Origin of the sequence: Klebsiella sp. 141198 (assembly GCF_050600785.1) — a bacterium.
Taxonomy (GTDB): Bacteria; Pseudomonadota; Gammaproteobacteria; order Enterobacterales; family Enterobacteriaceae; genus Klebsiella; species Klebsiella aerogenes.
Window position 1 is genome coordinate 779,653 of record NZ_JAQIRM010000003.1, and the last position, 26,790, is coordinate 806,442.

A 26,790-nucleotide genomic window follows, 5' to 3' on the forward strand; every position below is an offset into this window, starting at 1 on the left:
CCATGATGAAAAAGAATAACGATTATGACATGGCGGATCAGAGCCAGGAACCCGGTATGAATCTGACGCGTCGCCGTTTTCTGGCTGGCGCCAGCGCCCTGATGGCGGCGCCGCTGCTGGCGGGGCTGTGGCCGCGTTCGGCGCTGGCGGAGGCCATCAGCCAGGCGATGCCGCAGTTTATCGCATTGCGCCAGGCGGAAAGCGGGATTCTCACCGGCGCCCACTGGGGCGCGTTTGAAGCCATCGTCCGCGACGGCAAAATGGTTGACGTTCGCCCGATCAAAGACGATCCGTATCCCAACGAACTGATTACCATGGCGCCGTATCAGGTTCACGCCGAAAACCGGATTAAATATCCGATGGTGCGTAAAAGCTGGTTAGAAGGCGGAGCGAAAAACAGTAAGCCAGAGCTGCGCGGCCGCGATGAGTGGGTCCGCGTCAGCTGGGATAAAGCCCTGCATCTGGTGGCGAGTGAAATCAGCCGTCTGCAAAAAGAGCATGGCCCATCATCTATTTATGCCGGTTCTTACGGCTGGAAAAGCGTCGGGATGTTCCACAACCCGAGAACGCTGCTGCAGCGCATGATGAACCTGGCGGGCGGCTTTGTCGGCTATTCCGGCGACTACTCCACCGGCGCGGCGCAGGTGATTATGCCGCACGTGGTCGGCTCTGTTGAAGTTTACGAACAGCAGACCGCGTGGCCAAACGTGATTGATAACAGCGAGCTGGTGGTGATGATCGGTTGTAACCCCATGATCACGCTGAAAAACAGCTGGAACCTGCCGGATCACGTCGGCCAGACGGGTTTTGAAGCGCTGAAGAAAAAGGGCACCCGGATGATCTGTATCGACCCGGTGCGCAGCGACAGCGCGCGTGAGTTAGGCGCCGAGTGGATCGCCCCGCGCAGCTACACCGACTGCGCGCTGATGGCGGGGGTGGCCCATACGCTGCTGGCAGAAAATCTGCATAACCCAGATTTCCTGAAAACCTACACCGTAGGGTTCGATAAATTTGAAGCCTACCTGAACGGTAAAGAAGATGGCGTCGTCAAAGATGCCAACTGGGCTGCGGATATCAGCGGCGTTGATGCTGAGACCATCAAGCAGCTGGCGCGAGATATGGCGAAGCATCGCACCATGATCATGGGCGGCTGGGGCATTCAGCGTCAGCATCATGGCGAACAGGCCCACTGGATGATGGTGACGCTGGCGGCGATGCTGGGGCAGATTGGCCTGCCCGGCGGCGGTTTCGGCTTTAGCTATCACTACTCTTCCGGCGGTAGCCCAACCGCGCGCGGCGGTATTCTGGCGGGGATCTCCGCCGGTAGCCCAACGTCGCCGGCGGCGAAAGATATTACGCCGTTCCCGGTGGCGCGCATCGCCGATGCGCTGGCGAACCCAGGCAAGACCATCGACTATAACGGCACGAAAGTCACCTATCCGGATATTAAAATGGTGTACGTGGCGGGCGGTAACACCTTCCACCAGCATCAGGATACCAACAACCTGGTGAAAGCCTGGCAGCATCCGGAAACCGTGGTGGTGAACGAACCGTACTGGACGGCGACGGCGAAACACGCGGACATCGTACTGCCGGTGACCACCACCTACGAGCGCAACGACATGGACATGGGCGGCGACTATTCGCAGCTTTATGTCTTCCCGCTGCGCCAGTGCGTACCGCCGCAGAACGAAGCGAAAAACGACTTTGATGTCTTTGCGGGGATTTCCGAGATCCTTGGGGTGCACGAGGCCTTTACCGAAGGCAAAGATGAGATGCTGTGGTTGAAGGGCATGTATGACGAGATGAAAGCCCAGGCGCGCAACGCCCGCGTGGCGCTGCCGCCGTTTGATATGTTCTGGGCTTCCAACAACTACATTCGCTTCCCGATCCCGCAAGAGAACACCCAGTGGGTGCGTTTCGCCGATTTCCGCGAGAACCCGCTGCTCAACCCGCTGGGGACGCCGTCAGGGAAAATCGAGATCTACTCTGACGCCATCGCTAAAATGGGCTACGAGGACTGCAAAGCGATTCCAACCTGGATGCCGCCGCACGAGTGGTATCGCGGGCCGGAAGCCGAGAAATATCCGCTGTCGCTTAATACCGGTCACCCGATTAACCGTCTGCATTCGCAGCTCGATAATACGCCGCTGCGCAAGAAATACGCGGTAGCCGATCGCGAAGCCATCTGGATCCATCCGAAAGATGCGAGCGCGCGCGGCATCAGTGAAGGCGATCTGGTTCGCGCCTTTAACGATCGCGGGCAGATCCTGGTCGGAGCGGTGATTACCGATAACGTTCGCGAAGGTGTGGTGCGCATCAGCGAAGGGGCATGGTTTGATCCGGCCGACCCGTCACAGCCGGGATCGCTGTGTAAAAACGGTAACGTCAACTGTCTGACCTTTGACGTGGGCTCCTCCAGCCTGGCGCAGGGGAACTGTGGCCAGATGTCGCAGTTGCAGATCGAGAAGTACACCGGACCGGCGCTGAAAAACACCGCGCACGATGTGCCGGTAGGCGCGTAACCCGCAGCTGACGTTTGAAAGACAAAACGGACACTTCCGTGAGGGAGTGTCTGTTTATCAGGTGAAAGTGAATATATTCACGGCATCTCTAATTTCACAACGTCTTATTTCCTGTACTGCATGAGCCTCGCTTTTGGGTGTAAACCTAAACGTATGCCAATCGCTTCGCTTAAAACCCTTTCAGAAGCATTTATCCAGCTCATCGAAAAGCTTGGTGAGTTCATCCTGAATATGTTTACGTCGCTGTTTCAGCAGTAAGCGGGTTGGAATAATGCGCTCGATAATTGTCGGCTTCTTATATACATACTCTGTAACGAGCTGTTTAATATCTTCCTCTGACCAACCGTCCATCACCGGCGTTGGGTTGTAGAGAAGATTTGACTGGAGGGCAGGGGCAACCTCCTCATCCAGAATCACAAAGATCTCTTCCCGACTTAAACCAGACTCCTTTAACTTCTGCGCCATCCATCGGTAGTCGTAGTCCTGGAGTTCGCGTCCGGTAAACAGCTCCGATAATGCGTGCCAGACAGGAACGCGGGTCATCAGTTGAGCTTCTGTTAGTTGCATATTAGTTTCTCCCCTGTGGTGAAACATATAAGGTTCCAAACAGAAGGTCTGTTCCGACCGATGCGAGAATTCCGCCCACTAATGCAGCAACACCAATACAAACAGGCGCAGTTGCCGCACAAACACCTGTTGCGACCACTGCAGCTCCGACTCCCCATCCTCCGGCAACACCAGCAGCGGCTATAGCACCTTGATGCATCGTTTCGGTGGTTTTATCTTCCGCTTGATAGATTTCGTAAGCGGCGACAGCTAAAGAGACAAAGAGGACACGCTTACCGGCCATACCCAAGGTTTTAGCGATGCCCGATACTGCGCCCCTGTCACGTCCAGCCGAGTGGATCATTTCTTTAAAGATTGTGGCCTGCTGTCTTTCCGATAGAGACTCGAAAGGTTGCTGAAACATCTTCGTAGCATAATGTTCAGTTAGGTCAGCCATCGTACGCCCCGATGGTTTTAACTTTTTCGCGTAGGCTCTACCGACAGGGCTGTTTCTTAGCCGTGAAAGATCCAGAATTTCGTTGCGCATCTGAGAGGCTAATGTGGCGGCTTCTCTGGGAGACATTTTCCCACTTCCAACTGATTGAACAAACTCGGCGGACATGTTTTGAATATCACGTAGATATTGCACTCTAACACGGGAGTCCTGAATACAATGCGCGGCAAAGTTTGATGCCGTTCCTTGCAGCGAGGCCAGAGCAGCAGAAAAGGCTCTCTGATCATTCTGCAGTGCTCCAGCGACAGCAGGGTATGTGAATCCCATTCAGCACCTCATCATTACTAATAGATAGGTTCCTAATGATACTTATGGTCTGTTTTTTTGCTAAGTGAACTCTATATGATTTCTGAAACGAAACCGGCAATTCGGAGTTCCCTTAGTTACTGGAACTAAGCTCCAGCTGCGTTTTGAATAGAGCTTAAAATTCTTTTTTGTTTTACGGGTCATACTGTTCAATAAGTTATTTTTATTAAAATATTAAGTACATAGCAAGTGAAGTGCGAAGAGTTATCACTTCACAATGCGTATCTGACACTACAGTGTATGTCAGATACCGGAATAAACGATTGCCAGAAGTAGCGCCAGACTCATAGGACAATATTTCTCGTCGGGATAACCTGCTGCGGACATCACTGTTCCTGCAAAAATATCTGGCCTGAATATAAACAACTCGATATTCTGAAATGCTTTGTATTTTTTGTGAACAGGAAAAAGTATGCTGAGTACATTACCCGATTTACACAGAAGTTTTGCAGAGCAACTCAAACTTAAATTTCAGTCTGATTCGCGAATTCACTCCCTTCTCGCTGGTGGCTCAATTGTTCATGGTGGGTTTGATAAATACTCCGATCTCGATTTTGTCGTTGTCGTAGACACTCTACACTATGACGAAATCATGACGCAGCGTAGGGAGCTTGCCGGAACATTAGGCCATCTGCTCCATGCTTTTACCGGGGAACATGTCGGAGAGCCTCGCCTGCTAATATGCCTGTATGGCCCAGAACTACTTCATGTCGATCTGAAATTCGTCACTCTGGAAATGCTCACTCAACGCGTTGAGGAGCCAGCAGTGTTATTTACCCGTGATAACACTGCTCTGCAGCGACAACTGGCAAAATTTAGTGCTCACTGGCCTGATATGACGCCGGAGTGGTTTGAGTCCCGAGCCTGGATCTGGCTGCATTATGCAGTGGTTAAGTTGGGAAGGGGCGAACTCTTCGAAGCGATGGGGATGCTGTCATTCTTCCGCGAGCAGGTGCTGGGGCCAATGCTGTACCGTCGTGCCAATCTTCCGCAACGTGGGGTTCGCCGCATTGAATTCCACGGCATTGATCCTGATGGTCTACTGACTTCCACGCTGGCAACGCACGATCGTGACTCCGTCAGCATGGCCATCAGAATGGCTGTTGACGCTTATATCAATCTGCGAGCTGATGCTCTGCCTGAGAATATCGCAGATGATGCGGCTCGTTGTGCGGTTCTCGCGATGCTGAAAGCGTATTCTAACAGGGTTTAAACCTGTACTCCGGTCGCTTACACGGTCGGAGTAAAGTACCAGCGATCTAAATCCCAGGATTGGCTGTCGCAGTTTAGTTACTACAATCCCATGCTAAAGCCAGGTTCAGGTGTCAAGAGTAAGGTCCGCTATCTAAAAACGTGACCTGCCTGTATGCGATATTTACACCATCACCACCATCATAGAGAACGTAGCCCGCTTCTTTGGATTTGGCAGATTCGATTTCTTTAACTGAGAGAGGTTTGGTTTGTCTTGGTATTGCCGGGTTTCCATAGTTTTAGGCACCTCAAAAACAATAAAGCTTTATGAGGTGCCTAAAAGGTTCGGATTTAATGAGTTCTCTTCGGACTTCGCGGGACAAATTCAAGGCACAAAAAAGCCCGCAGGGCTTGCGCCGTGCGGGCTCTTAGGACTTCATCGGATGACTCTGGTAATTACGACGGAGAATTTTGGTGGGCTGGCGTCTCTGTGTTTTAGGTTGTAATTATTTGAATTGTAATAACATACATTTAAAGTGATTTTTTCACGGGCCTAAAAAGGAATCATTAAATAAAGGTTTATAAGTTGGTCGATTTTAAAATAATAAAAACCGGGAAATACTATGCTCGACAACAACTGATTCTAAACGTGATTGTAAAAGTAAATGTTGTTAATGTTTAATATGTCGAAATGATAGGTTCTGAAATAGAAATGTTTATGTTGACAGAAAATAAAGTAAAAATAAACAATCCCTCATGCTATCAATTGGAAAGAGGGACTGTTGATGAGCATAAAATATTTAAAGTTAAGAGTGTAATGCACTGCTGTAAATTATCTGAAAGCAAAGTATAGTAAGCATGCGAATATTAATGGGTAAAGGGGTTTTAATTTTCGCGAAAGAACAACCAATTGCTCAAGTATCCCATGCTCAAAAAATGAAAATGGTCTAATATCAGTGTTGCCTATCACTGTATCATTCCAAAGTATAGGGAGCCAATATTTTTCCATGAAGCCATCAACTTCAAAGTAATGACTATGGCCCCCTGGATGATATCTATTAACAAACCTACTATTGCTTACACCATAAAAGCCGGTTCTACCAGCCATGCCTGTGGATGGTACAAGTGCCTCACTAAGCCATAGGACATAATCACTATTACCACAATCATTTACAATGACATTATTTTTATTGTGGTCAAGTATGGTATTTAAATCATAGTTTGATGGAAGAACACTACCTGCAAGTACCAATGTTAATTGTGGTACAATATCTCCATTTTCTATTATTTCATTGATAGCCCTTGCTACTATGTATGTCCCAAAGCTATGAGCGAAAAAAACGAAATGCTTATTGTGATTTATTTTGAATGAGTCTGTAAGTTTTGCTTTTAATCTTTTTATTTGAGTATTTCTAATGAAGGGTATGAAGAAGTTGACACCTGCAAAATAGCCATATTTATACGTTTGAAAATCGATATATGATGCTCTGTTTTGAATCAGTGTTCTTAACTTCTCCTGCCAATTCCCGAAAGTTCTAATACCGTGTACTGTCATAGCAATGATCGGTTTTTCGTCATCTAAACTGGCAAGTTTTGATGATGACTGATAATTGAAAACATTAAGGAATTTTGGTTTCCATTCCTCATTGTCTTTAACCACTTCAACAACCGTGAAGCAATAACGTTCAAACTCAGCTTTGAAATTTTGTATATCATCGGAGTAGGCGGTCATTCCTATTATTTTGCTAGGTTTTTTGGCAAGCGGAGATGTATTAATGTAGCTCAAAAGATCAATGCCATTGATCCATTTAGATTTGTCATCATCTCTTTTAGGTAACACTACATCTAAAATTAAAATATCGTAGAAAAAATTCTTTATTGAAGTTCGAGCCATGCTTGTGCAAGATACAATAGTGACAAAATCACTTGAGGTAATACCTACTGCAACAAGCCAATTTTTTATACTCTCACTGCGGACTTTATCATCATCTACTATGATTACTCTCATGACTTAATTCCCAAAAATTCGCTTAACGTTTCCTTCCATGAATATTTTGAACTATCGTAGCGGACGAGGCCGATAAAATTATTTCCGCAATCATTTTTTAATAGTTCCTCTAATGAATCTATAGAATGCGATCTATCTTGATCACTAAAAGAATCGAATTGTGTAATAAATATGATGTTTGTTCTGAGTTTTCTTCTTATTATCTTTCTGGCAATTTCATGGCCACCAAATGCTCTATTCCTACCCCCGGTGTCATTTTCGGTTTTGTCATATGTAGGTAAGCTGATATCAAGTATTATTGTGTCATAATTATTATCTATCGCTAATTTACTTCCTGAGCTAAACGAATGTGCTTGGTCTATAATAGCATCTGGTAAAAGTTCAAGGATATAATCAATAACTTTCTCACGCTTATGTGAATTATCTTCAACTATTAGTAGTTTAATCATTTTTTAATAGCCTCGTTACAAACTTCTGATGTTCGCAAAAAACATTTAGACTGTAACCTCGATTGGCTTGCTTCATATAGTTACTGGCTTTAGCCAACCCCGTCCCGCCTTCTTCCCGCATTAACTCTAGAGAGTTAGGCGATGATAATAATTCATTCAACGATTTAATTTTACTTCCAGTAAGACCAAGGTTGACATCTTCAGATAAATTATTGACGATATCAATGCAAATGTTTGAGTTGGACAGATAAGCATTAACGTTTATCTGTAATTCACTATTCAGTCCTGAATGTTTTAAACTGTTTTCAAAAATATTTATTAGTGCAAGGATGAATTTTTTAACAGTAAAGCCATCAACTATAAAATTATTTAGCTCGTTATTAAATGATTTTATTATGTTAATATTCTTGCCTTTTATTTTCTCAAGGCAATTTACGGATACATCAATAACTTGAGATAATGTCTGCTGAGAAAAGTCTCTGTGTTGATTAATATTAAACCAGTCAGATATTTCACTGATTATCTCACTTGTTTTATTTTGAGAAGCAACAATGTTTGATATCAAGTCAGTTAAAAGTGCACCACCTTTCACTAAATCTAATCGAGTCAGTAGATCGTAAAACAACTGTTGGACTTTGCCTTTAAGGTCGACGTTTATTTTTTCACGCATTAGAGTTAAAATCTCGTCCGTGATCTCCCAGAACATAGTAAAAACTTCGTCCATAAACTCATCAGCGGTCTCACAATACTCCATCCATAATTTAAAGTAGTCATACTGGCTGACATATACGTTATAAATGAAAAGTGCATTTTTATCTTCGTGCGATGTACTTACCTTCATCCATGCTTGTGCTTCGCGTATTGTTTCGTTAAATCCATTCGTAAATGTTTTGAACTCTTCAGTTATACTCTGTAGAAAAGGTGTTGATAAGATGTTTGAATACATCTCATCCCAGTAGGTCATGCTTTTAAAATTTCCGTCAACATCAATTTCAGAAATTAACCGTCGGGATTCAAGGTCAGACCGAAGATAATTTGAGAAGAATCCATGTCTGATTTCAGTAGATAAATTTGTATCTAAACCATGATTTTCATCGTATAAGAAAGCTTCTAACATGAGTCCAATTGATTTTAATAAAATATCACTTTTGGCCCCACGAACGAAGGCTTGTATTGGTACACTTTCATCACCATCTAAAGTTACTACTTCTATCTCTTCGTTTGAATCCTCTGCATATTTATACGATTCAAATAAAGTGGAGATTTCTTTGTTTAGCTTTTTCTTTAGAGATACCTCATCGACATAAATTTTACTGATTTGAAAATGGCTTGCTGAAGAATCGAGTATAAACTGGTTTACTATTTCGTCTGTTTCTTTGTAAAATACATCTTTACTAATTTTCCCATTAGCATACAGATACTCCAGAAGTCGTAATCTTTCGGCTCGAAGCTCATCGCTATTTTGGAAATCAGATAAAAAATCCATAGTTTCAAGTGAACAGATTTCTTTGAAGAAAAAGTAAAGTTTACTAGACTTTGTTATTTTGTTTGAAACTAATTCTGATGGTTTTGTCACATCGTTATCGATTATATACTCTTCAAATAATTCATTATGCAATGTCGATTTATTAGATGAAATGTACTTTTTATAAAAATGGCTGACGATAAGGTAATCTAATGTAGGTTTGAATTCAGATTCTATTTTTTGTATCAATAGTTTTAATGGAAGGCTTAAGTATGTTTCTTCTTTGTGAACAAGAACGTTCGCTGCTAAATTAATTGCTTGGTCTAAATCATTACTATCAATAAAAAATTGGATGTTTCTTTCAATGATCTTTTTTGAATACCCAATATTAGAACTTAATGCATTGCTTGGTGTTAGTTTTTCTTCACTGAAATCAATGAGATTTATTTCATCTATATTAGGTATACAATCATCTGGTGAGACCAAAAGCGTTAACTTTACTAACTCATCAGGTGTAGTGTTTTTAGTTAGTATGGAATGGGTGGTTTTAATGTGTATAGATTTTTTTTCTGGAAGATAATGAGGAACTGCTTTGACCAATTCAGCCTCAAGCCAGAAACATGCTTCTGTACCATTTAAGCGCGTAATATGAGCCCTTAGCTCATCAAAAGATTGTGTGGAACGTTTTGATAATTCATAAATTTCGATAAGATTTCTGATAGGTTTATTGTACACACCCTTATTAAGGCTAGTATCTGGTACTGTGATCTGCGTGTTCGAAACAGATTTTGTGGGACAGGCGTTCGGTTTTTGCTCAACCTCAAGTGCTGAAGAGTTTAGGAAATTGTTAATTTTATAGTCGTTGGTAATATCCTGAAGGAGATGAAAAAGTCCTTTGAAAATATTTTTATCCTCGGCATCCAATTCATCCCTTGCATCTATCAAGAAAGATATCAAACTTGAAGTAATCAGATTATATTGATCAATCAAGTTAACTTTTTGGAATAACTCTAACATATATGGAGTTATTACTACTTCTTTCATATGTGACGGAACTAAAAACTCTTGCATAAGGTTTGCGTAGTCTACAAAACCAGCGGACTTTAATTCTTTTAATTGTTTATTTAATACAACATTGATAACATTTCTTGGGTCTATTGATTGTGTTAAAATGATTAGGTAGTGAATTATAAATAAGGACATGCTGTCCGCTGTACGAGATTTCAATGAGGTACAGAAGTCCTGCATCTCACCAGCCTCACCATTAAGATAAAGTGTAAGTAATTTAATGCGAGCGTACCATAACGATTCACCCAATTCATCTTTCACTTGTTCAAGTAACTCATCTAACACATCATAACAGCCGCTTGCTAATGCTGATTCGACATCATCTCTGAATTTAACATATTTTAAAAGGCGTTCCGATTCACTTTTATATATATTTTTATAAAGGGAAATTAACGTTCTAAAAGGTAAGTCAGTATGTATGGGATTTAAACCCATAGAGTTGAAATCATATGCGAACGCATTCATTGATTCCTTGACTTTTTTTGAACTTATTAAAAATGGAAGTTCGCTTTCTATTTTTGTGTGATTTTTGGAATGCAAAAATTTATTTAGTGCGACAGGAATCGACTCTTTGTTAATAAATAATAAACTTGCTTTATTTAAAGCTGGAATGAAATTTTTACCAAAATTAACATTCTTAACGGAGATCCTATTTCTCTTTTTCATTTTTACCCCCCCTGATTTACATTAGACATAGCTACCGCACATATTTCAGTTGTGAAATATGCTGTGGTAGTTAAAGTCGACTTCAATTGTCAAAAAATTCTTTCTAAAGGAAACTTGCAAATCGTATAAAACTCACAATTTATTCGAGGTTAGCCTAACGATTTACATGATTAGGAAACTATTGAATTTACCATACCACAATTTAAGTATTGAGTTAAGATTTCCCTTAGACTGACCCTACCTCGGTAGACAACAACTGAAAATGATAGCTCTGTCAAGAAATGCATACGATGTTCGAGTATTCTCGTAGGTGGGGGAGGCTTACTATCTAATCAATCAAGCTCACAAATTAAACACCCTTTACTTTTCTCAGATTCCCGGATGGGTTAGTGTAAGTATCCTGTAAGCGCACCCGTTTTAGTTCCACGCACTTTTTGAGAGTTCCGGTTTTTCAGCCATCAACCGGTATTCCTCCGGCGTCAGGTTATTCAGGGATTCATGGGGACGCTCGCTGTTGTATTCATTCAGCCAGCTTTCCGTGATTTCCCGTGCTTCATTCAGCGTTCTGAACAGGTAAAAATCCAGGATTTCTGTCCGGTACGTCCGGTTGAACCATTCGATAAACGCATTCTGCGTCGGCTTACCCGGCTTGATAAAATCCAGTGCCACACTATGCTCTTCAGCCCACTGCGCAAGTGTTAGCGAAACCAGTTCCGGGCCGTTGTCCATCCGCAGTTCAGTGGATACCCCGGTTCGCCACTATCCTGTCCAGTACTATGACCACCCGTTGCGCCGGGATATTCAGGTCAATTTCGATCGCCAGTGCTTCGCGGTTAAAATCATCCACTACGTTGAAGGTCCGGAAGCGTCTACCGCACACCAGCGCATCGTGCATAAAATCGATGGACCAGCTCTGGTTCATCGCCTCTGGCGTCGCCAGCGGAGCAGGATTACGCACCGGCAGGCGCTGTTTTCCCTTACGGCGAAAATTCAGTTTCAGCAGGCAATAAATCCGGTGAACACGTTTATGATTCCAGGTGTTACCCTGTCTGCGCAGCAACTGGAACAACTTCTTAAAACCATATCGCGGGTAGCGCTCTGCCAGCTCAGTCAGCAGCTGGATCACTGGTTCATCGCGCCGGGTATCGGGCTGGTAAACATAGACCGTCCTGCTCAGCGATAATGTCCTACAGGCCGTGCGGATGCTCATGGCGAATTGTGCCGTCAGATAGCTGACGAGTTCTCGCTATATCGCAGGTTTTAAAGCTTTTTACAATAACGTCTTTCAGTGCACTGCACTCGAGACTCAGGCCCGCAAACATCTGTTTTAATCGCCGGTTCTCATCCTCCAGGTCCTTCATCTTCTTGATATCAGACGCTTCCATACCGCCAAACTTCGCTTTCCAGTTGTAATAGCTGGCTTCAAAATACCGGCTTCACGGCAGATATCCTTGACGGTACGTCCGGCTTCGACGGACTTCAGAACGGTAATGATGTGGTGTTCGGTGAATCGGGCTTTACGCATGGCGATCTCCTCAGAGAACATAATCAGTATGTCGGAAGCTCTCTAAAAGTGAATGGTTCGTTTTACCGGGATGCTTACACTCTGGCCTGAACTGGTTGGACGGCTTGAACCAGTGTGTGAGCTTTAATATCTGTAACGCTATCGTCGCCAATTGCAGGAAAGACATCTCTTTCAAGAGAGCGCCAGATATCGTCGGCATAGTCCTCTGTCACGCTGGCTTTCTTCACATTCCACCAACGTTCTGCCACGAGCTGGAAAGTATTGGTTTTAGCTTCAAGCGAACTACGCAGTTGTTCTTGCTGATGTTCCTGTGGATCGATTTGTTTCGCCAGGAGAGAGCGTGACTCTGCCCGGTAGTTTCTGGCATCGGCAAGGGTAACTGACGGGTAAGGGCCTATGCTCTTTTTCGCACGTCTCTTGGTAACAGGGCGAATGTAGCGAAACTGCCATATTTTGCTTCCGGTGGATTTGATGAGCAGCTCAAGGCCATCGCCATCGTAAAGAACATAGTCCGCTTCCTTAGGTTTGGCGGATTCGATTTCCTTAACGGATAGAGGTTTGGTTTGTCTTGCCATTGCCGGGTTTCCATAGTTTTAGGCACCTCAAAAACAATAAAGCTTTATGAGGTGCCTAACAAGGTGCCTAAAAGGTTCGGATTTAATTAGTTGGCATCAGACTTCGCGGGACAAATTCAAGGCACAAAAAAGCCCGCAGGGCTTGTGCCGAGCGGGCTCTTAGGACTTCATCGGATGACTCTGGTAATCACCGATGGAGAATTTTGGTGGAGCTGGCGGGAGTTGAACCCGCGTCCGAAATTCCTACATCCTCGGTACTACATGCTTAGTTTGTCTTTACATTCGCACGCCAGCTGCGGACAGACACGCCACTAACGAACTAGCCTGATTAGTTTTAGCACTTCAACCCCAGGCAGGGCATCCGCGCGATCTCTTTTGGGTTTGACCTCTCTTGATCCCCGTCCTAAGAGCGGAGGCTAGGGAGAGAGGGCTCTAAGCAGGTTATTAAGCTGCTAAAGCGTAGTTTTCGTCGTTTGCGACTATTTTTTTGCGGCTTTTTACGAGGCCAACCGCCCCTCGGCATGCACCTTGGGTTTCGCGAATCCCGTCGAATCCAGAATCAGCCCCAATGTGTACTTGAAGTATAACAGATTTGTGAAGGTGGTTACCAGCCCCTGAAGCGAGGATTCTGGCAGCATATCGAATGAAAAAGCAGCGACAACAGCAATATAGCGTGGGGCCAGGGGAGCTGGCCCGCAGAAAGGGGGGATTACCGCCCGGCGTTCTTCATGATGCGCGCCTTATCGACCGCCCATTCACGATCTTTCACGTCGGTGCGTTTATCGTGCTGTTTCTTACCTTTCGCCACGCCGATTTTCACTTTGCACCAGGCGTTCTTCCAGTACAACGACAGAGCGACGACGGTATAACCTTCGCGGTTGATGCGGCCGTATAGCGCATCGAGCTCGCGCTGATTGAGCAGCAGCTTGCGGGTGCGGGTCGGATCGCAAACGTAATGCGTGGAGGCGACCGCCATTGGCGTAAAGTTGGCGCCGAAAAGATAGGCTTCGCCATCTCTCAGAATGACATAGCTATCGCCGATGTTGGCTTTGCCTGCACGCAGAGATTTCACTTCCCAACCCTGCAGCGCGAGGCCTGCCTCGTATTCATCTTCGATAAAGTATTCGTGACGGGCGCGTTTATTCAGCGCAATGGTGGCTGATCCAGGTTTGTGGGCTTTTTTCTTAGTCATAATGTCCTGAAGTCATCGCTAGTTCTAAACATTGTTACCTCAATCCTTCCTGCGAGGCGTAATGGGCTATCTTAGCACGAGTTATGGTACAGCGTTTTTTTTAGCAGCAGATAAATGATATTATTTGTCCCGTGTTTAAATGTGGAACCTGCTATGCCTCAGATTAGCCGTACTGCGCTGGTGCCTTTCAGCGTGGAACAGATGTATCAACTCGTAAATGATGTGAAGTCCTATCCCGATTTCCTGCCTGGCTGCACCGGTAGCCGAGTGCTGGAGGCCGGGCCGACGCAAATGACGGCGGCGGTTGATGTGTCCAAGGCCGGCATCAGCAAGACTTTCACGACGCGTAATACGCTGACCGATAACCAGAGTATCCTGATGAGCCTGGTCGATGGGCCGTTCAAAAAGCTGATTGGCGGCTGGAAGTTTATTCCGCTCAGCCCGGATGCGTGTAAAATTGAGTTTCATCTCGATTTTGAGTTCACCAACAAGCTGATTGAAATGGCTTTTGGTCGCATCTTTAAAGAGCTGGCCGCCAATATGGTGCAGGCGTTCACCACGCGCGCCAAAGAGGTGTATCGTGTCGGCTAATATTGTGGTTGAAGTCGCCTATGCGCTGCCGGAAAAACAGTACCTGCAACGCGTGAAGCTGCAGGCTGGGGCGACGGTCGAGCAGGCGATTATCTCAAGCGGCATTCTGGCGCTGCGCGAAGATATCGATCTGGCGAAGAATAAAGTCGGCATCTACAGCCGTCCGGTCAAGCTGCACGACGAAGTCCATGATGGCGACCGCGTAGAGATTTATCGCCCGCTGATTGCTGACCCGAAAGAGCTGCGTCGGCAGCGGGCTGAAAAGCACGCTGAGAAATAAGCGGGAATGCACAATTAAAAAAAGCGCTCATTGAGCGCTTTTTGCATTTCTACTGGCCTGAGATTACTTGGTCAGCGCCGGTTTGTTATCAATGTTGGTTAACACACCGCTGCTGTCGAAGGTCAAGGTCAGGGTCTGCTGGGTCACTTTCTCATGGCCCGGCTGCTGGCGGAAAACGTAGAACCAGGTGTTGCTACCAAATGGATCTGACATCATCGGCGTACCCAGCGCATAAGCAACCTGCTGTTGTGTCATGCCGACACGAATTTTTGCGACATCGGTTGGTGCCAGATAGTTACCCTGGTTGATATCAGGACGGTAAACCACTCGTTCCAGAGTGGAACAGCCTGCGGTCAACATAAGGAGAACCGCTGCGGCAGCAGTCAGCGTTTTACAGCGCATAGTGATTTGATTCCTTTTTGGGCCCGAGCAATACGTGGCTCATCTGTAATATGCCGATAATAATAGACCTTTGCCCGGTTGGGAACCTTCGACTGCAGGTCTATTGGCAATTTGCTGTTCACTATGACTCTGTGAAAATCAAAAAGTTTACGCCGCAAGCAACTCTTTCGCGTTCGCCAGGGTGTTGCGGGTCACCTCGCTACCGCCCAGCAGACGGGCCAGTTCCTGCAGTCTGGCGCGTTTATCCAGCGCATGCATGTGCGTCTCGGTCATCTCGCCATCGGTCTCTTTGCAGACGAAGAAATGATGGTGACCACAGCCAGCAACCTGCGGCAGGTGAGTCACGCACATGACCTGTGTGGATTCACCCAACTGGCGGAGCAGTTTGCCGACCACTGCCGCCGTCGGGCCGCTGATGCCGACATCGACCTCATCGAAAATCAGCGCCGGGGTCTCCATTTTACGAGCGGTAATAACCTGAATAGCCAGTGCGATACGCGACAGCTCGCCGCCGGAGGCCACTTTAGCGATCGGCTGCAGAGGTTGCCCCGGGTTGGTGGTGACGCGGAACTCAATATGGTCGGCGCCTTCGGCGGTCAGATGGCGTTCATCAAAGGCGACATCAATGGCAAACACCCCGTGCGGCATAGAAAGTGAGTGCATACTTTCAGTAATCAACTGGGTGAGTTCATCGGCGCTGCGCTGACGCAGGGCGTGCAGTTCTTGCGCCGTTTCCAGCGCCAGGCGGTGATGCTCAACGACCAGCTGGCTCAGCGACTCCAGCGAACCGGCGCTATCGTCCAGCAGACGCTGCTCATCCAGCATGGCCAGATAGAACGCCGGCAGCTCTTCCGGCGCAATCTGATGCTTACGCGCCAGCGCGATCTGCCGCGAAATGCGCTGCTCCAGTTCGAACAGACGGTTAGGGTCGAGATCGAGACGGTCATTGTAGTGGCGCAGCTCATCAGTCGCCTCGCTGAGCTGAATAGAGGCTTCTTCCAGCATATCGAGCACGCTGGAGAGTTTGCTATCCATACCGACCAGCTCGCTAACCAGCTGTTTAGCGGTATAAAGCTGACTTTGCAAATTGGCCTCTTCGCCGTCGGCCAGTACCGTTAACGCATGCTGACAGGTACTGAGCAACTGGCCGCTGTTGGCCAGACGTTTGTACTCTTCGTCAATCTGTTCGAACTCGCCCGGCAGAGGATTAAATTCGTTCAGCTCTTTGAGCTGGTATTGCAGCAGGTCTGCGCGGGCGGCGCGCTCCTGGCTCTGCTGCTGATGCTGCGCCAGCTCCCGGCAGCTCTGGTGCCACTGGCGGTAGCGTTCCGCCATGCGCTGAGTAAGCGCATACTCACCGGTATAACCATCAAGCAAGGTTTTCTGATGTTCGGCTTTGGTGAGTAACTGATGGGCATGCTGGCCGTGGATCTGGATAAGCAACTGGCCCAGCTCGCGAAGCTGAGAAAGAGGCACGGCGGTGCCGTTGATGAAACCGCGGGAGCGGCCGTCAGCGCTGATCACGCGACGAAGTAAACACTCACGCCCGCTCTCCAGTTGGTTCTCTTCCAGCCAGCGCTGGGCGGCAGGGGTATCTTTCAGCGCGAAGCGCGCGCACAGGTCGGCACGGCTGGCGCCGCGGCGCACCATGTCAGCTTCGGCTCGGCCGCCGAGGCACAGCCCCAGCGCGTCGATGGCAATGGATTTCCCGGCGCCGGTTTCCCCGGTGATGGCGGTCATGCCGCTGTGAAAATCAATTTCCAGTTCACGAACGATAGCGAAATTGCTGATGGTGAGTTGCGCCAACATAGCTGCCTTCCTGTATGAAAAACCATTACTGTGTTTTCGTACAGTATAGACTGGTTTTTTATCCAGTAAAGAGGCAGCTTGTAAAATCAGAACAATTTTTTCGACCAGCCCAACTTAGTGCTTAATGTATTGAAATAGCTGTAGTCTTTCGGGTGAATCAGATTGAGGTGATAATCACAGCGGCGGATGAGCACATCTTCGCCGTCCTGGATGGGTAGCGCAATCTGGCTGTCGCAGCTGATTTCCAGATCGTTGCAGCGCTGCGAGAAGCGCAGGCGAATGGTGCTATCGCCGTTAATCACCAGCGGCCGCGCTGATAGCGTATGCGGGAACATCGGTACCAGGGTGATGGCGTCCAGAGAAGGCGTGAGAATAGGGCCGCCGGCCGAGAGCGAATAGGCCGTCGAACCGGTAGGCGTGGAGATAATCAGGCCGTCGGAGCGCTGGGAGAAGGCGAACACTTCATCGATATAGACCTCGAACTCAATCATGTGCGCGACTTTACCCGGGTGCAGCACCACTTCATTGATAGCCGTGCTGATCCGCTTCTGGCAGTCATGCTGGCACACCTGGGCTTCCAGCAGAAAACGTTTTTCTGCGATATAGTGGCCTTCAAGTACGTCGGCCAACTGCTGGAGCGCGTTATCCGGGTCAAGGTCGGTAAGAAAACCAAGATTGCCGCGGTTAATGCCGATGACGTTGATGTCATAGCGCGCCAGGGTACGCGCCGCGCCGAGCATATTGCCGTCGCCGCCGACCACCACCGCCAGATCCGCCTGCTGGCCGATTTCCGCCAGCGTGCCGGTTTTAACATTGCTAAGCTGGAGTTCATGGGCGATTTGCTGCTCAACCAGCACCTCATAGCCTTTGCCGCATAGCCAGCGCCAGAGCATTTCATGTGTGGTCAGGGCGGTTGGGTGACGAGGGTGTCCCACAATGCCGATACACTTGAAATGGTTCTTCATGATCTGGATGTCCTTGGGTTAAATGAATGATGACAATCTGTCTGCTTCCCTTGAATCCCGGAAACTGATCCCCATAATAAGCGAAGTTAGCGAGATGAATGCGAAAAAAACGCGGAGAAATTCATGAGTAGTAAAGAACAGAAAACGCCTGAGGGGCAAGCCCCGGAAGAAATTATCACGGAGCAGCACGACAACGTAGAGGCGGTAGAGCCTGAGGTTTCTGCTGAGCAGGTGGATCCGCGCGATGAAAAAATTGCGAATCTGGAAGCACAGCTGGCCGAAGCGCAAAAGCGTGAACGTGATGTGATGCTGCGCGCAAAAGCGGAAGAAGACAACCTGCGTCGTCGCACCGAACAGGATATCGAAAAAGCGCATAAATTCGCCCTGGAGAAGTTCGTTAACGAACTGCTGCCGGTTATCGATAGCCTGGATCGCGCGCTGGAAGTGGCTGATAAAGCTAACCCGGATATGGCGCCGATGGTTGAAGGGATCGAACTGACTCTGAAATCGATGCTGGACGTCGTGCGTAAGTTTGGCGTGGAAGTGGTTGCCGATACCAACGTACCGCTGGATCCTAACGTGCACCAGGCCATCGCGATGGTCGAGTCTGACGATGTGGCTGCCGGCAACGTGCTGGGCGTGATGCAGAAGGGTTATACCCTGAACGGTCGTACTATTCGCGCCGCGATGGTAACCGTCGCGAAAGCGAAGTAATTCGCTAGTTCGCCAGTAACGGCTGCCTGCGGGTGGCCGTTTTTATTGGCTTTAAATAAAAAACGGCGAACCGAAGTTCACCGTTGTTCTTTGCTGGCTGCGCTATTCCGCCACGCTTTCGCGTAATGATTTCACCGGCATCACCTTCACCTGCTTAATCATATTGTCCTGTACGTCGAGAATATCGATATCATACTGTTCGATACGTACGCGGGTTCCAGGGACTGGGATCTCCTCCAGCGCTTCCAGAATAATGCCGTTAACGGTACGCGCGTCGTCTTCCGGCAGGTGCCAGTTGAACGCTTTGTTGATTTCCCGTACGTTGGCGCCGCCGTCAATAATCACCGAGCCGTCATTAAGCGGCGTCACTTCTTCGGCAAGGGTCGGCGACATTGAGGTGGTGAAATCTCCCACGATCTCTTCAAGAATATCTTCAACGGTGACCAGCCCCTGAATATCACCATATTCATCAACCACCAGGCCGACTTTCTTTTTATTACGCTGGAATTTCACCAATTGCGTGCTGAGCGGCGTACCTTCCGGCACAAAGTAAATCTCATCTGCCGCTCGCAACATGATCTCTTTTGTGAACTCTTTCTTTTCCGTCATCAGCCGATAGGCTTCACGGACGCGCAGCATGCTGATGGCATCGTCCAGCGAATCACGATACAGCACGATACGGCCATGCGGCGAGTGGGTTAGCTGGCGGACGATAGATTTCCAGTCATCGTTGATATCGATACCGACGATCTCATTGCGCGGCACCATGATGTCATTAACGCTGACCTTTTCCAGATCCAGGACCGACAGCAGCATGTCCTGATTCCGCCGTGAGATTTGTGAACGGGATTCATTCACAATCGTTCGTAGTTCATCTTTGCTTAATGCGCCGCTAATGACGTGATCGGTTTTAATGCCCATCATGCGCATCAGTACGCGGGTAATGGTGTTCAACAGCCACACCAGCGGCATCATCAGTACCTGTAGCGGCGCCAACAGGAAACTGCTGGGGTAGGCGACCTTTTCCGGGTACAGGGCGGCAATGGTTTTAGGTAAGACTTCGGCAAACACCAGCACGACAAAGGTGAGCACGCCGGTGGCGATAGCCACGCCGGCGTCACCGTACAGACGCATGCCGACGATGGTCCCCAGCGCCGAGGCCAGGATATTGACGAGGTTGTTGCCGATGAGCACCAGGCTAATGAGGCGATCCGGTTTACGCAGCAGCTTTTCCACCCGCTTAGCCGGGCGGTTGCCTTGTTTCGCCATATGGCGCAGCCGATAGCGGTTCAGCGTCATCATGCCGGTTTCGGAACCGGAGAAATAGGCGGAGATAATCACCATGATGATCAGCGTGACGATCAGCGTGGTGGTAGAAATGTGTTCCAGGAGAGACTCCTTAGTCTTTAACTAACAAACTGCTGAAGGACGCGGCTGCCAAAATAAGCCAGGGTCAGCAGCCCGGCTCCGGCGACGTTAAACCAGACCACCCGGCGGCCGCGCCAGCCTTCGTGGTAGTGCCCCCACAGCAGTACGATATAGACAAACCAGGCCACGATAGACAGCACTGCCTTATCAATATTTTCGGTATTAAACAGGTTGTGCATATAGAACAACCCGGTGCACAGCGTCAGGGTCAGCAGCACGACGCCAACCTGGGTGATATGAAACATTTTACGCTCAATACTCATCAGCGGCGGCATTTCGCTGCTGAAAGCCAGCTTTTTATTTTTAAGCTGATAGTCAATCCACGCCAGCTGCAGCGCGTACAGCGCGGCGATGATAAGCGTGGCGTAGGCAAAGAGCGACAGGCCGATATGCACCAACATCCCCGGGGTGGTTTCGAGGTGGGTGATGTACTCGTTAGGCACGAAGGTGGCGAAGGCGAGATTGATCAGCGCGAAGGCGTATACGATAGGCAGCAATAGCCAGCCGCGATTACGCGAGGCGACGATGGTCATCACCGTACAGATCATCAGGCTGACCAGCGAGCCGACGTTAAGTAAGCTGAGATTTTGCCCACCTTCGCCGCCGGGGAAAATACGTGACTCCAGCGCGAAGGCGTGGCAAATCAGCGCTATCGTCGCGGAGAGAATCGCCATCCGCCGCCAGCTGCTGTTTTTTTGCAGCAAGCCAGGGATGATCAGCGCAAGGCTGATGGAGTAGGCGACAAGGGCAAGTAGAGCAAACACAGGCATAGGAGCGTCGACTGTTGACTAAATAAGAAAGAGAAGCAGTATAGCGTCACGCGACGTCTGCTCCAACCGTTGCAGCACATTCAGGTTTATGTCGTGTTATACTGCGCCAAATTCGTATTTTTGTGTCGCTGCGGCGACCGACCGTTTCCACCTCAGGCGAGAGACAATGTTTGATAATTTAACCGATCGTTTGTCGCGTACGCTGCGCAACATTAGCGGCCGCGGACGCCTTACCGAAGACAACATTAAAGACACCCTGCGCGAAGTGCGCATGGCGCTGCTGGAGGCCGATGTCGCGCTTCCGGTGGTGCGTGATTTCATCAGCCGCGTCAAAGAGAGCGCGGTAGGCCATGAAGTCAATAAAAGCCTGACGCCAGGTCAGGAGTTCGTCAAGATTGTCCGCAACGAGCTGGTTGCGGCGATGGGCGAAGAAAACCAGACGCTGGATTTAGCCGCGCAGCCGCCGGCCGTCGTTCTGATGGCGGGCCTGCAGGGTGCGGGTAAAACGACCAGCGTCGGTAAGCTGGGTAAATTCCTGCGCGAGAAGCACAAGAAAAAAGTGCTGGTCGTTTCCGCAGACGTATACCGCCCGGCGGCGATTAAACAGCTGGAAACGCTGGCTGAGCAGGTCGGCGTGGATTTCTTCCCGTCCGACGTTGGCCAGAAGCCAGTTGATATTGTCAACGCGGCTCTGAAAGAAGCGAAGCTTAAATTCTACGACGTGCTGCTGGTGGATACCGCCGGCCGTCTGCACGTCGATGAAGCGATGATGGACGAAATCAAACAGGTCCACGCCGCGATTAATCCGGTTGAGACGCTGTTCGTCGTCGATGCGATGACCGGTCAGGATGCGGCGAATACCGCGAAGGCCTTTAACGAAGCGCTGCCTTTGACCGGCGTAGTGCTGACCAAAGTGGACGGCGACGCCCGCGGCGGTGCGGCGCTGTCGATTCGTCATATCACCGGCAAGCCGATTAAATTCCTCGGCGTCGGCGAGAAAACCGAAGCGCTGGAGCCGTTCCACCCGGACCGTATCGCTTCCCGTATTCTCGGCATGGGCGACGTGCTGTCGCTTATCGAAGATATCGAGAGCAAAGTTGACCGCGCGCAGGCCGAGAAGCTGGCATCCAAGCTGAAGAAAGGCGACGGTTTCGACCTGACCGACTTCCTTGAGCAACTGCGCCAGATGAAAAACATGGGCGGCATGGCCAGCCTGATGGGCAAACTGCCGGGCATGGGGCAAATTCCCGATAACGTGAAAGCGCAGATGGACGACAAAGTGCTGGTGCGTATGGAAGCGATCATCAACTCGATGACGATGAAAGAGCGCGCCAAGCCGGAAATCATCAAAGGTTCGCGTAAACGCCGTATCGCCGCCGGTTGCGGGATGCAGGTGCAGGACGTGAACCGCTTGCTGAAGCAGTTCGACGACATGCAGCGCATGATGAAGAAGATGAAGTCGAAAGGCGGCATGATGAAGATGATGCGCGGGATGAAAGGGATGATGCCGCCAGGATTCCCTGGCCGCTAAAAACAAGGGTATAAGGCTATCTTGTTTGCCATTTTAGCTCCGGGGTGTGCTCGAAATGCTCACGTACTACGTGTACGCTCCGCTTTCTGCGCGCACGCCGGAACTAAACTAGCTGCACCGATATACGCCTTCTATCCCTTGTTTAATGCTCAGTACCAAGATGCTGATTGCATTTTTCCCAGAAATCAGTAAAATTTTCGGGCTTTTAATATGACACCGGGCTCCGTTCCTCGATGGGGCCCGGTTGTTTTATTCACACAAGAGGATGTTATGGTAACTATTCGTTTAGCACGTCACGGCGCTAAAAAGCGTCCGTTCTACCAGGTTGTTGTCACCGACAGCCGTAATGCACGCAACGGTCGCTTCATCGAGCGCGTTGGCTTCTTCAACCCGATCGCTACCGAGAAAGAAGAAGGCACCCGCCTGGATCTGGATCGTATCGCTCACTGGGTTGGCCAGGGCGCTACTGTTTCCGATCGCGTTGCCGCGCTGATCAAAGCCGCTAACAAAGCAGCTTAATCTGTCACGGTGGTCATGATGAGCAAGCAACACACCGCACAAGCACCTGTTGATCCGATTGTATTGGGCAAAATGGGTTCTTCCTACGGTATCCGTGGTTGGCTCAGAGTGTTTTCTTCCACCGAAGACGCTGAAAGCATTTTTGACTATCAGCCCTGGTTAATCCAGAAGGCGGGTCAGTGGCAGGTTGTTGAGCTGGAAAGCTGGCGCCACCACAATCAGGACATCATCATCAAGCTGAAAGGCATTGACGATCGTGATGCGGCGAATCTCCTGACTAATTGCGAAATTATCGTGGATTCATCGCAGCTGCCGGCGCTGGAAGAGGGCGACTATTACTGGAAAGACCTGATGGGCTGCCAGGTAGTTACCACCGAAGGCTATAGCCTGGGTAAAGTCATTGATATGATGGAAACCGGGTCGAATGACGTTCTCGTCATTAAGGCAAACCTGAAAGATGCATTTGGCATCAAGGAGCGGTTGGTTCCGTTCCTCGATGGGCAGGTTATCAAGAAAGTCGATCTCGCTACTCGTACTATCGAAGTAGATTGGGATCCTGGTTTTTAAATTCTCCGGATAAACGGTAAAAGACGGCGCTATGTGGATTGGCATAATTAGCCTGTTTCCTGAAATGTTCCGCGCAATTACCGATTACGGGGTAACTGGCCGGGCAGTAAAAAATGGCCTGCTGAGCATCGAAAGCTGGAGTCCTCGCGACTTCGCTCATGACCGGCACCGTACCGTGGACGATCGTCCTTACGGCGGCGGACCGGGGATGCTAATGATGGTTCAACCCTTACGGGATGCCATTCATGCAGCAAAAGCCGCGGCAGGTGAAGGCGCAAAGGTGATTTATCTGTCACCTCAGGGACGCAAGCTTGATCAAGCGGGCGTCAGCGAACTGGCAACGAATCAGAAACTGATTCTGGTGTGTGGTCGCTACGAAGGGATAGACGAGCGCGTAATCCAAACCGAAATTGACGAAGAATGGTCAATCGGCGATTACGTTCTCAGCGGTGGTGAGTTACCGGCAATGACGCTGATTGACTCCGTTTCCCGGTTCATTCCGGGAGTACTGGGACATGAAGCCTCAGCAACGGAAGATTCCTTTGCTGATGGGTTGCTGGATTGCCCGCACTATACCCGTCCTGAAGTGTTAGAGGAGATGGAAGTACCGCCAGTATTGCTGTCGGGAAACCATGCTGAGATACGTCGCTGGCGTCTGAAGCAGTCGCTGGGCCGCACCTGGCTTAGAAGACCTGAACTTCTGGAAAACCTGGCTCTGACTGAAGAGCAAGCAAAGTTGCTGGCGCAGTTCAAAAGCGAACACGCGCAACAGCAGCATAAACATGATGGGCAGGCGTGAGCCCCCAATATCAGTTTACCCAGGATAAGAGATTAAATTATGAGCAACATTATTAAGCAACTTGAACAAGAACAGATGAAGCAGGACGTACCTTCCTTCCGTCCGGGTGATACCGTGGAAGTGAAAGTATGGGTTGTTGAAGGTTCCAAAAAACGTCTGCAGGCATTCGAGGGCGTGGTTATCGCTATTCGTAACCGCGGTCTGCACTCTGCATTCACTGTTCGTAAAATTTCCAACGGCGAAGGCGTTGAGCGTGTCTTCCAGACTCACTCTCCGGTAGTTGACAGCATTGCTGTTAAACGTCGTGGTGCTGTACGTAAAGCTAAGCTGTACTACCTGCGTGAGCGTACCGGTAAGTCTGCTCGTATCAAAGAGCGTCTTAACTAAGATTCGCTTTCGCGACATCCTGATAGAAAGGGCTGGCCAGATGGCTGGCCCTTTTTTTATCTAAATTTTAACTATTTTGATGTAAATCAATTACAATATCGCCCGGATTTCGGAGGGGCGGTGAACGGCACTATTTTCTCACAATCAGCATTTCAACGGCGGGCCGGCTGGCTGGCGCTGTTTGCGATCCTGCTGATCGTGGTGGCGCCGCTGATCTCCATTTCGCTACAGAAAGATCCCATGAGCGCAATGCCGGGCATGCATCATGCTATGCCGATGGGCGAGTCTCATGATGGGATGTCCGGGCATGAGATGGCCATGATGCACGGCGCTGACAGCGCGTCACAGCCGGCGCATAGCATGCCGGTTGATCACGCCGAAGCCTGCGGCTATTGCGTGCTATTAGCGCACGTACCGGGGCTGCTGTTCGCGCTGGCGCTGTTCTTCGCTATGATCCTGCGGCGCATTCGCCTGCCGGCTTCTCGCCCGGTATTAAAACACTGGCGCTACTTCCCCTGGCTCTACCCTGAAACCCGCGCGCCGCCGCGGCTGTCTGCTTTTTCCCTTTAATAAAAATGAATCTGCGTACTGCGCAATGACCTCTTTTGCTTTAAAAAAGGAAGAGTATGACAACCTGCACCTCGCGCGCGGCATGGTTAAACCTGCTGCGGCGCCTCCATTTCTATATTGGTCTGTTTATCGGACCATTTATCTTTGTCGCGGCCTTGACTGGCACGCTGTATGTCGCCACGCCGCAGCTGGAAAACTGGCTGTACCATGACGCCTTACAGGGCTCGCTCAACGGCGAAAGACAGCCGCTTAGCGCGCAAATTGCCGTCGCCAAAGAGGCCACGCAAAACAATCTCCGACTGCAGGCCGTGCGCCCGGGTATTACCGCCGGCGAAACGACGCGGGTGATGTTTGCCGACCCGCGGCTGGGGGAATCAGAAAACCGGGCTATTTTTGTTGACCCGGTGACGCTACGGGTCAAAGGCGATCTGACGGTTTACGGTACCAGCGGTATTTTACCGCTGCGCCAGTGGATTGATTACGCGCATAAATCATTGCTGCTGGGCGACGGCGGCAGACTGTACAGCGAACTGGCGGCCTCCTGGATGTGGGTCGCGGCGTTGGGCGGTATTGCGCTATGGGCGATGACCCGTCCGAAACGGCGGATAAATAATCGGCTGCAAAATACCCGCCGTCTGCACGTGATGCTGGGCTGGATGTTACTGGTTGGAATGTTACTGTTTTCCGCCACCGGCTTAACCTGGTCGCAGTGGGCGGGCGGTAACGTCGATAAGATGCGCGCCGCGTTTGGCTGGCTAACGCCGCAGGTCAATACGCAACTTCATGGCGGGGAGGCGATGCCGCCCGATCCGCACGCCGGGCACCACATGGCGCATATGGCAATGGATGAGCCACAGGTGAAAGTGACTGCGGATCGGTTCGATAGCGTATTACAGGTGGCGCAGGCCGCAGGGCTGACGGCCAGCAAGCTGGAGATCCGGCCGCCAAAAGGCGCGGGAATGGCGTGGACGGTGAATGAAATTGACCGTAGCTGGCCGACGCGGGTCGATGCGGTGGCCATCGATGGCGAGACGTTACAAGTCGTGGATCGTACCCGCTTTAGCGATTTCCCGTTGATGGCTAAGCTGACCCGTTGGGGCGTCGATTTTCATATGGGTTTACTGTTCGGGGTGGCGAACCAGTTGCTGTTGGTGGCGTTCGGGTTGGCCCTGTGTGTGATGATCGTCGTCGGCTACCGCCTGTGGTGGATCCGCCGTCCGGCGCAGAGTGCGTTTAATCCTGCACAAACGTTGGTGCAAGCGTGGCTGGGGTTAAGTGTCGCCGCCCGGGCGCTTGCGCTGTTAATAGCGCTCCTGCTCGGGCTGGCGGTGCCGTTGATGGGCGTCAGCCTCGCGGCGTGCCTCGTGGTTGATTACCTGCGCTGGCGCGCGGCTTCAGCGATGAGGCTGGCAAAGTCGGTAGACTAAC

General features: G+C 49.5%; 23 protein-coding genes, 1 other RNA gene and 3 pseudogenes. 12 read left to right on the top strand and 15 right to left on the bottom strand.

What is annotated here, in order from left to right; genetic code table 11:
• Positions 1-5: 5 nt before the first annotated feature.
• Entirely contained in the window at positions 6-2,525 is a 2,520-nt protein-coding gene (gene torA / locus PGR10_RS13685) for a trimethylamine-N-oxide reductase TorA (RefSeq protein WP_430919178.1), read from the top strand.
• Between the two features lie 180 nt (positions 2,526-2,705).
• Here torA and PGR10_RS13690 read toward each other — a convergent pair whose 3' ends face one another.
• Positions 2,706-3,092, bottom strand: coding sequence for a DUF7079 family protein (locus PGR10_RS13690; protein ID WP_064736906.1), 387 nt, complete (start codon positions 3,090-3,092; stop codon positions 2,706-2,708).
• 1 nt (position 3,093) lies between these two features.
• Complete coding sequence (locus tag PGR10_RS13695) at positions 3,094-3,852, bottom strand: hypothetical protein (protein WP_063447414.1); 759 nt, start codon at positions 3,850-3,852, stop codon at positions 3,094-3,096.
• A 451-nt stretch (positions 3,853-4,303) separates the two neighbouring features.
• Between PGR10_RS13695 and PGR10_RS13700 the strand changes: the two genes are divergently transcribed.
• On the top strand, positions 4,304-5,104 hold the full coding sequence (locus PGR10_RS13700; RefSeq protein WP_430923632.1) for a nucleotidyltransferase domain-containing protein: 801 nt from the start codon (positions 4,304-4,306) through the stop codon (positions 5,102-5,104).
• Positions 5,105-5,261: 157 nt separating this feature from the next.
• Here the strand turns inward: PGR10_RS13700 and PGR10_RS13705 are convergent.
• The 8 genes and pseudogenes from PGR10_RS13705 to smpB all read right to left on the bottom strand — a co-directional run.
• Positions 5,262-5,363 (bottom strand): annotated as a pseudogene (locus tag PGR10_RS13705) (integrase arm-type DNA-binding domain-containing protein); the annotation flags it as partial.
• A gap of 551 nt (positions 5,364-5,914) precedes the next feature.
• Positions 5,915-7,090, bottom strand: a complete 1,176-nt coding sequence (locus tag PGR10_RS13710; protein ID WP_430923633.1) for a response regulator — start codon at positions 7,088-7,090, stop codon at positions 5,915-5,917.
• Entirely contained in the window at positions 7,087-7,539 is a 453-nt protein-coding gene (locus PGR10_RS13715; RefSeq protein ID WP_430923634.1) for a response regulator, read from the bottom strand. The genes PGR10_RS13710 and PGR10_RS13715 overlap by 4 nt, the downstream gene beginning before the upstream one ends.
• On the bottom strand, positions 7,532-10,738 hold the full coding sequence (locus PGR10_RS13720; RefSeq protein WP_430923635.1) for a hypothetical protein: 3,207 nt from the start codon (positions 10,736-10,738) through the stop codon (positions 7,532-7,534). The genes PGR10_RS13715 and PGR10_RS13720 overlap by 8 nt, the downstream gene beginning before the upstream one ends.
• 417 nt (positions 10,739-11,155) lie before the next feature.
• A pseudogene (locus PGR10_RS13725) lies at positions 11,156-12,263 on the bottom strand (IS3 family transposase).
• A gap of 80 nt (positions 12,264-12,343) precedes the next feature.
• Positions 12,344-12,838 (bottom strand): annotated as a pseudogene (locus PGR10_RS13730) (integrase arm-type DNA-binding domain-containing protein); the annotation flags it as partial.
• A gap of 204 nt (positions 12,839-13,042) precedes the next feature.
• Positions 13,043-13,405, bottom strand: a transfer-messenger RNA (tmRNA) gene (gene ssrA, locus PGR10_RS13735).
• 142 nt (positions 13,406-13,547) lie between these two features.
• Positions 13,548-14,030, bottom strand: coding sequence for an SsrA-binding protein SmpB (smpB, locus tag PGR10_RS13740; RefSeq protein WP_015370247.1), 483 nt, complete (start codon positions 14,028-14,030; stop codon positions 13,548-13,550).
• Positions 14,031-14,183: 153 nt separating this feature from the next.
• On the opposite strand from smpB, the gene PGR10_RS13745 reads away from it, so the two are divergent.
• Complete coding sequence (locus PGR10_RS13745) at positions 14,184-14,621, top strand: type II toxin-antitoxin system RatA family toxin (protein ID WP_015370248.1); 438 nt, start codon at positions 14,184-14,186, stop codon at positions 14,619-14,621.
• The gene (locus PGR10_RS13750) at positions 14,611-14,901 is read left to right on the top strand and encodes an RnfH family protein (RefSeq protein WP_015370249.1); all 291 of its coding nucleotides are present in this window, start codon (positions 14,611-14,613) and stop codon (positions 14,899-14,901) included. The genes PGR10_RS13745 and PGR10_RS13750 overlap by 11 nt, the downstream gene beginning before the upstream one ends.
• A gap of 63 nt (positions 14,902-14,964) precedes the next feature.
• On the opposite strand, the gene bamE is transcribed toward PGR10_RS13750, so the two are convergent.
• From bamE to nadK, 3 genes are all read right to left on the bottom strand, one after another.
• On the bottom strand, positions 14,965-15,303 hold the full coding sequence (gene bamE / locus PGR10_RS13755; protein WP_047044418.1) for an outer membrane protein assembly factor BamE: 339 nt from the start codon (positions 15,301-15,303) through the stop codon (positions 14,965-14,967).
• A 147-nt stretch (positions 15,304-15,450) separates the two neighbouring features.
• On the bottom strand, positions 15,451-17,112 hold the full coding sequence (gene recN / locus PGR10_RS13760; protein WP_430923636.1) for a DNA repair protein RecN: 1,662 nt from the start codon (positions 17,110-17,112) through the stop codon (positions 15,451-15,453).
• Between the two features lie 86 nt (positions 17,113-17,198).
• Complete coding sequence (gene nadK / locus PGR10_RS13765) at positions 17,199-18,077, bottom strand: NAD(+) kinase (protein WP_015370252.1); 879 nt, start codon at positions 18,075-18,077, stop codon at positions 17,199-17,201.
• Between the two features lie 123 nt (positions 18,078-18,200).
• Between nadK and grpE the strand changes: the two genes are divergently transcribed.
• Positions 18,201-18,791, top strand: a complete 591-nt coding sequence (grpE, locus tag PGR10_RS13770) for a nucleotide exchange factor GrpE (RefSeq protein WP_015370253.1) — start codon at positions 18,201-18,203, stop codon at positions 18,789-18,791.
• A gap of 102 nt (positions 18,792-18,893) precedes the next feature.
• On the opposite strand, the gene PGR10_RS13775 is transcribed toward grpE, so the two are convergent.
• Positions 18,894-20,180, bottom strand: coding sequence for an HlyC/CorC family transporter (locus PGR10_RS13775; RefSeq protein ID WP_026612238.1), 1,287 nt, complete (start codon positions 20,178-20,180; stop codon positions 18,894-18,896).
• Between the two features lie 17 nt (positions 20,181-20,197).
• On the bottom strand, positions 20,198-20,989 hold the full coding sequence (locus PGR10_RS13780; RefSeq protein WP_015703199.1) for a cytochrome C assembly family protein: 792 nt from the start codon (positions 20,987-20,989) through the stop codon (positions 20,198-20,200).
• A gap of 166 nt (positions 20,990-21,155) precedes the next feature.
• On the opposite strand from PGR10_RS13780, the gene ffh reads away from it, so the two are divergent.
• The 7 genes from ffh (at position 21,156) to PGR10_RS13815 (ending at position 26,789) form a co-directional block, all read left to right on the top strand.
• Entirely contained in the window at positions 21,156-22,520 is a 1,365-nt protein-coding gene (gene ffh / locus PGR10_RS13785; protein WP_020078159.1) for a signal recognition particle protein, read from the top strand.
• A 270-nt stretch (positions 22,521-22,790) separates the two neighbouring features.
• Positions 22,791-23,039 (top strand): 30S ribosomal protein S16, encoded by a 249-nt coding sequence (gene rpsP / locus PGR10_RS13790; RefSeq protein WP_015370257.1) that lies wholly within the window; start codon positions 22,791-22,793, stop codon positions 23,037-23,039.
• A gap of 18 nt (positions 23,040-23,057) precedes the next feature.
• Positions 23,058-23,606 carry a ribosome maturation factor RimM gene (gene rimM / locus PGR10_RS13795; RefSeq protein WP_015703198.1) on the top strand — a complete coding sequence of 183 codons (549 nt, stop codon included), beginning with the start codon at positions 23,058-23,060 and terminating at the stop codon, positions 23,604-23,606.
• A gap of 31 nt (positions 23,607-23,637) precedes the next feature.
• Positions 23,638-24,405: a tRNA (guanosine(37)-N1)-methyltransferase TrmD gene (trmD, locus tag PGR10_RS13800; RefSeq protein ID WP_008806092.1), complete on the top strand. Its 768-nt coding sequence runs from the start codon at positions 23,638-23,640 to the stop codon at positions 24,403-24,405.
• A 39-nt stretch (positions 24,406-24,444) separates the two neighbouring features.
• A complete protein-coding gene (gene rplS / locus PGR10_RS13805; RefSeq protein ID WP_002914145.1) occupies positions 24,445-24,792 on the top strand; it encodes a 50S ribosomal protein L19 in 348 nt (115 codons plus the stop codon).
• Between the two features lie 120 nt (positions 24,793-24,912).
• Positions 24,913-25,362, top strand: coding sequence for a DUF2946 domain-containing protein (locus tag PGR10_RS13810; RefSeq protein ID WP_113374586.1), 450 nt, complete (start codon positions 24,913-24,915; stop codon positions 25,360-25,362).
• 56 nt (positions 25,363-25,418) lie between these two features.
• Positions 25,419-26,789, top strand: coding sequence for a PepSY-associated TM helix domain-containing protein (locus tag PGR10_RS13815; RefSeq protein ID WP_430923637.1), 1,371 nt, complete (start codon positions 25,419-25,421; stop codon positions 26,787-26,789).
• Position 26,790 lies beyond the last annotated feature (1 nt).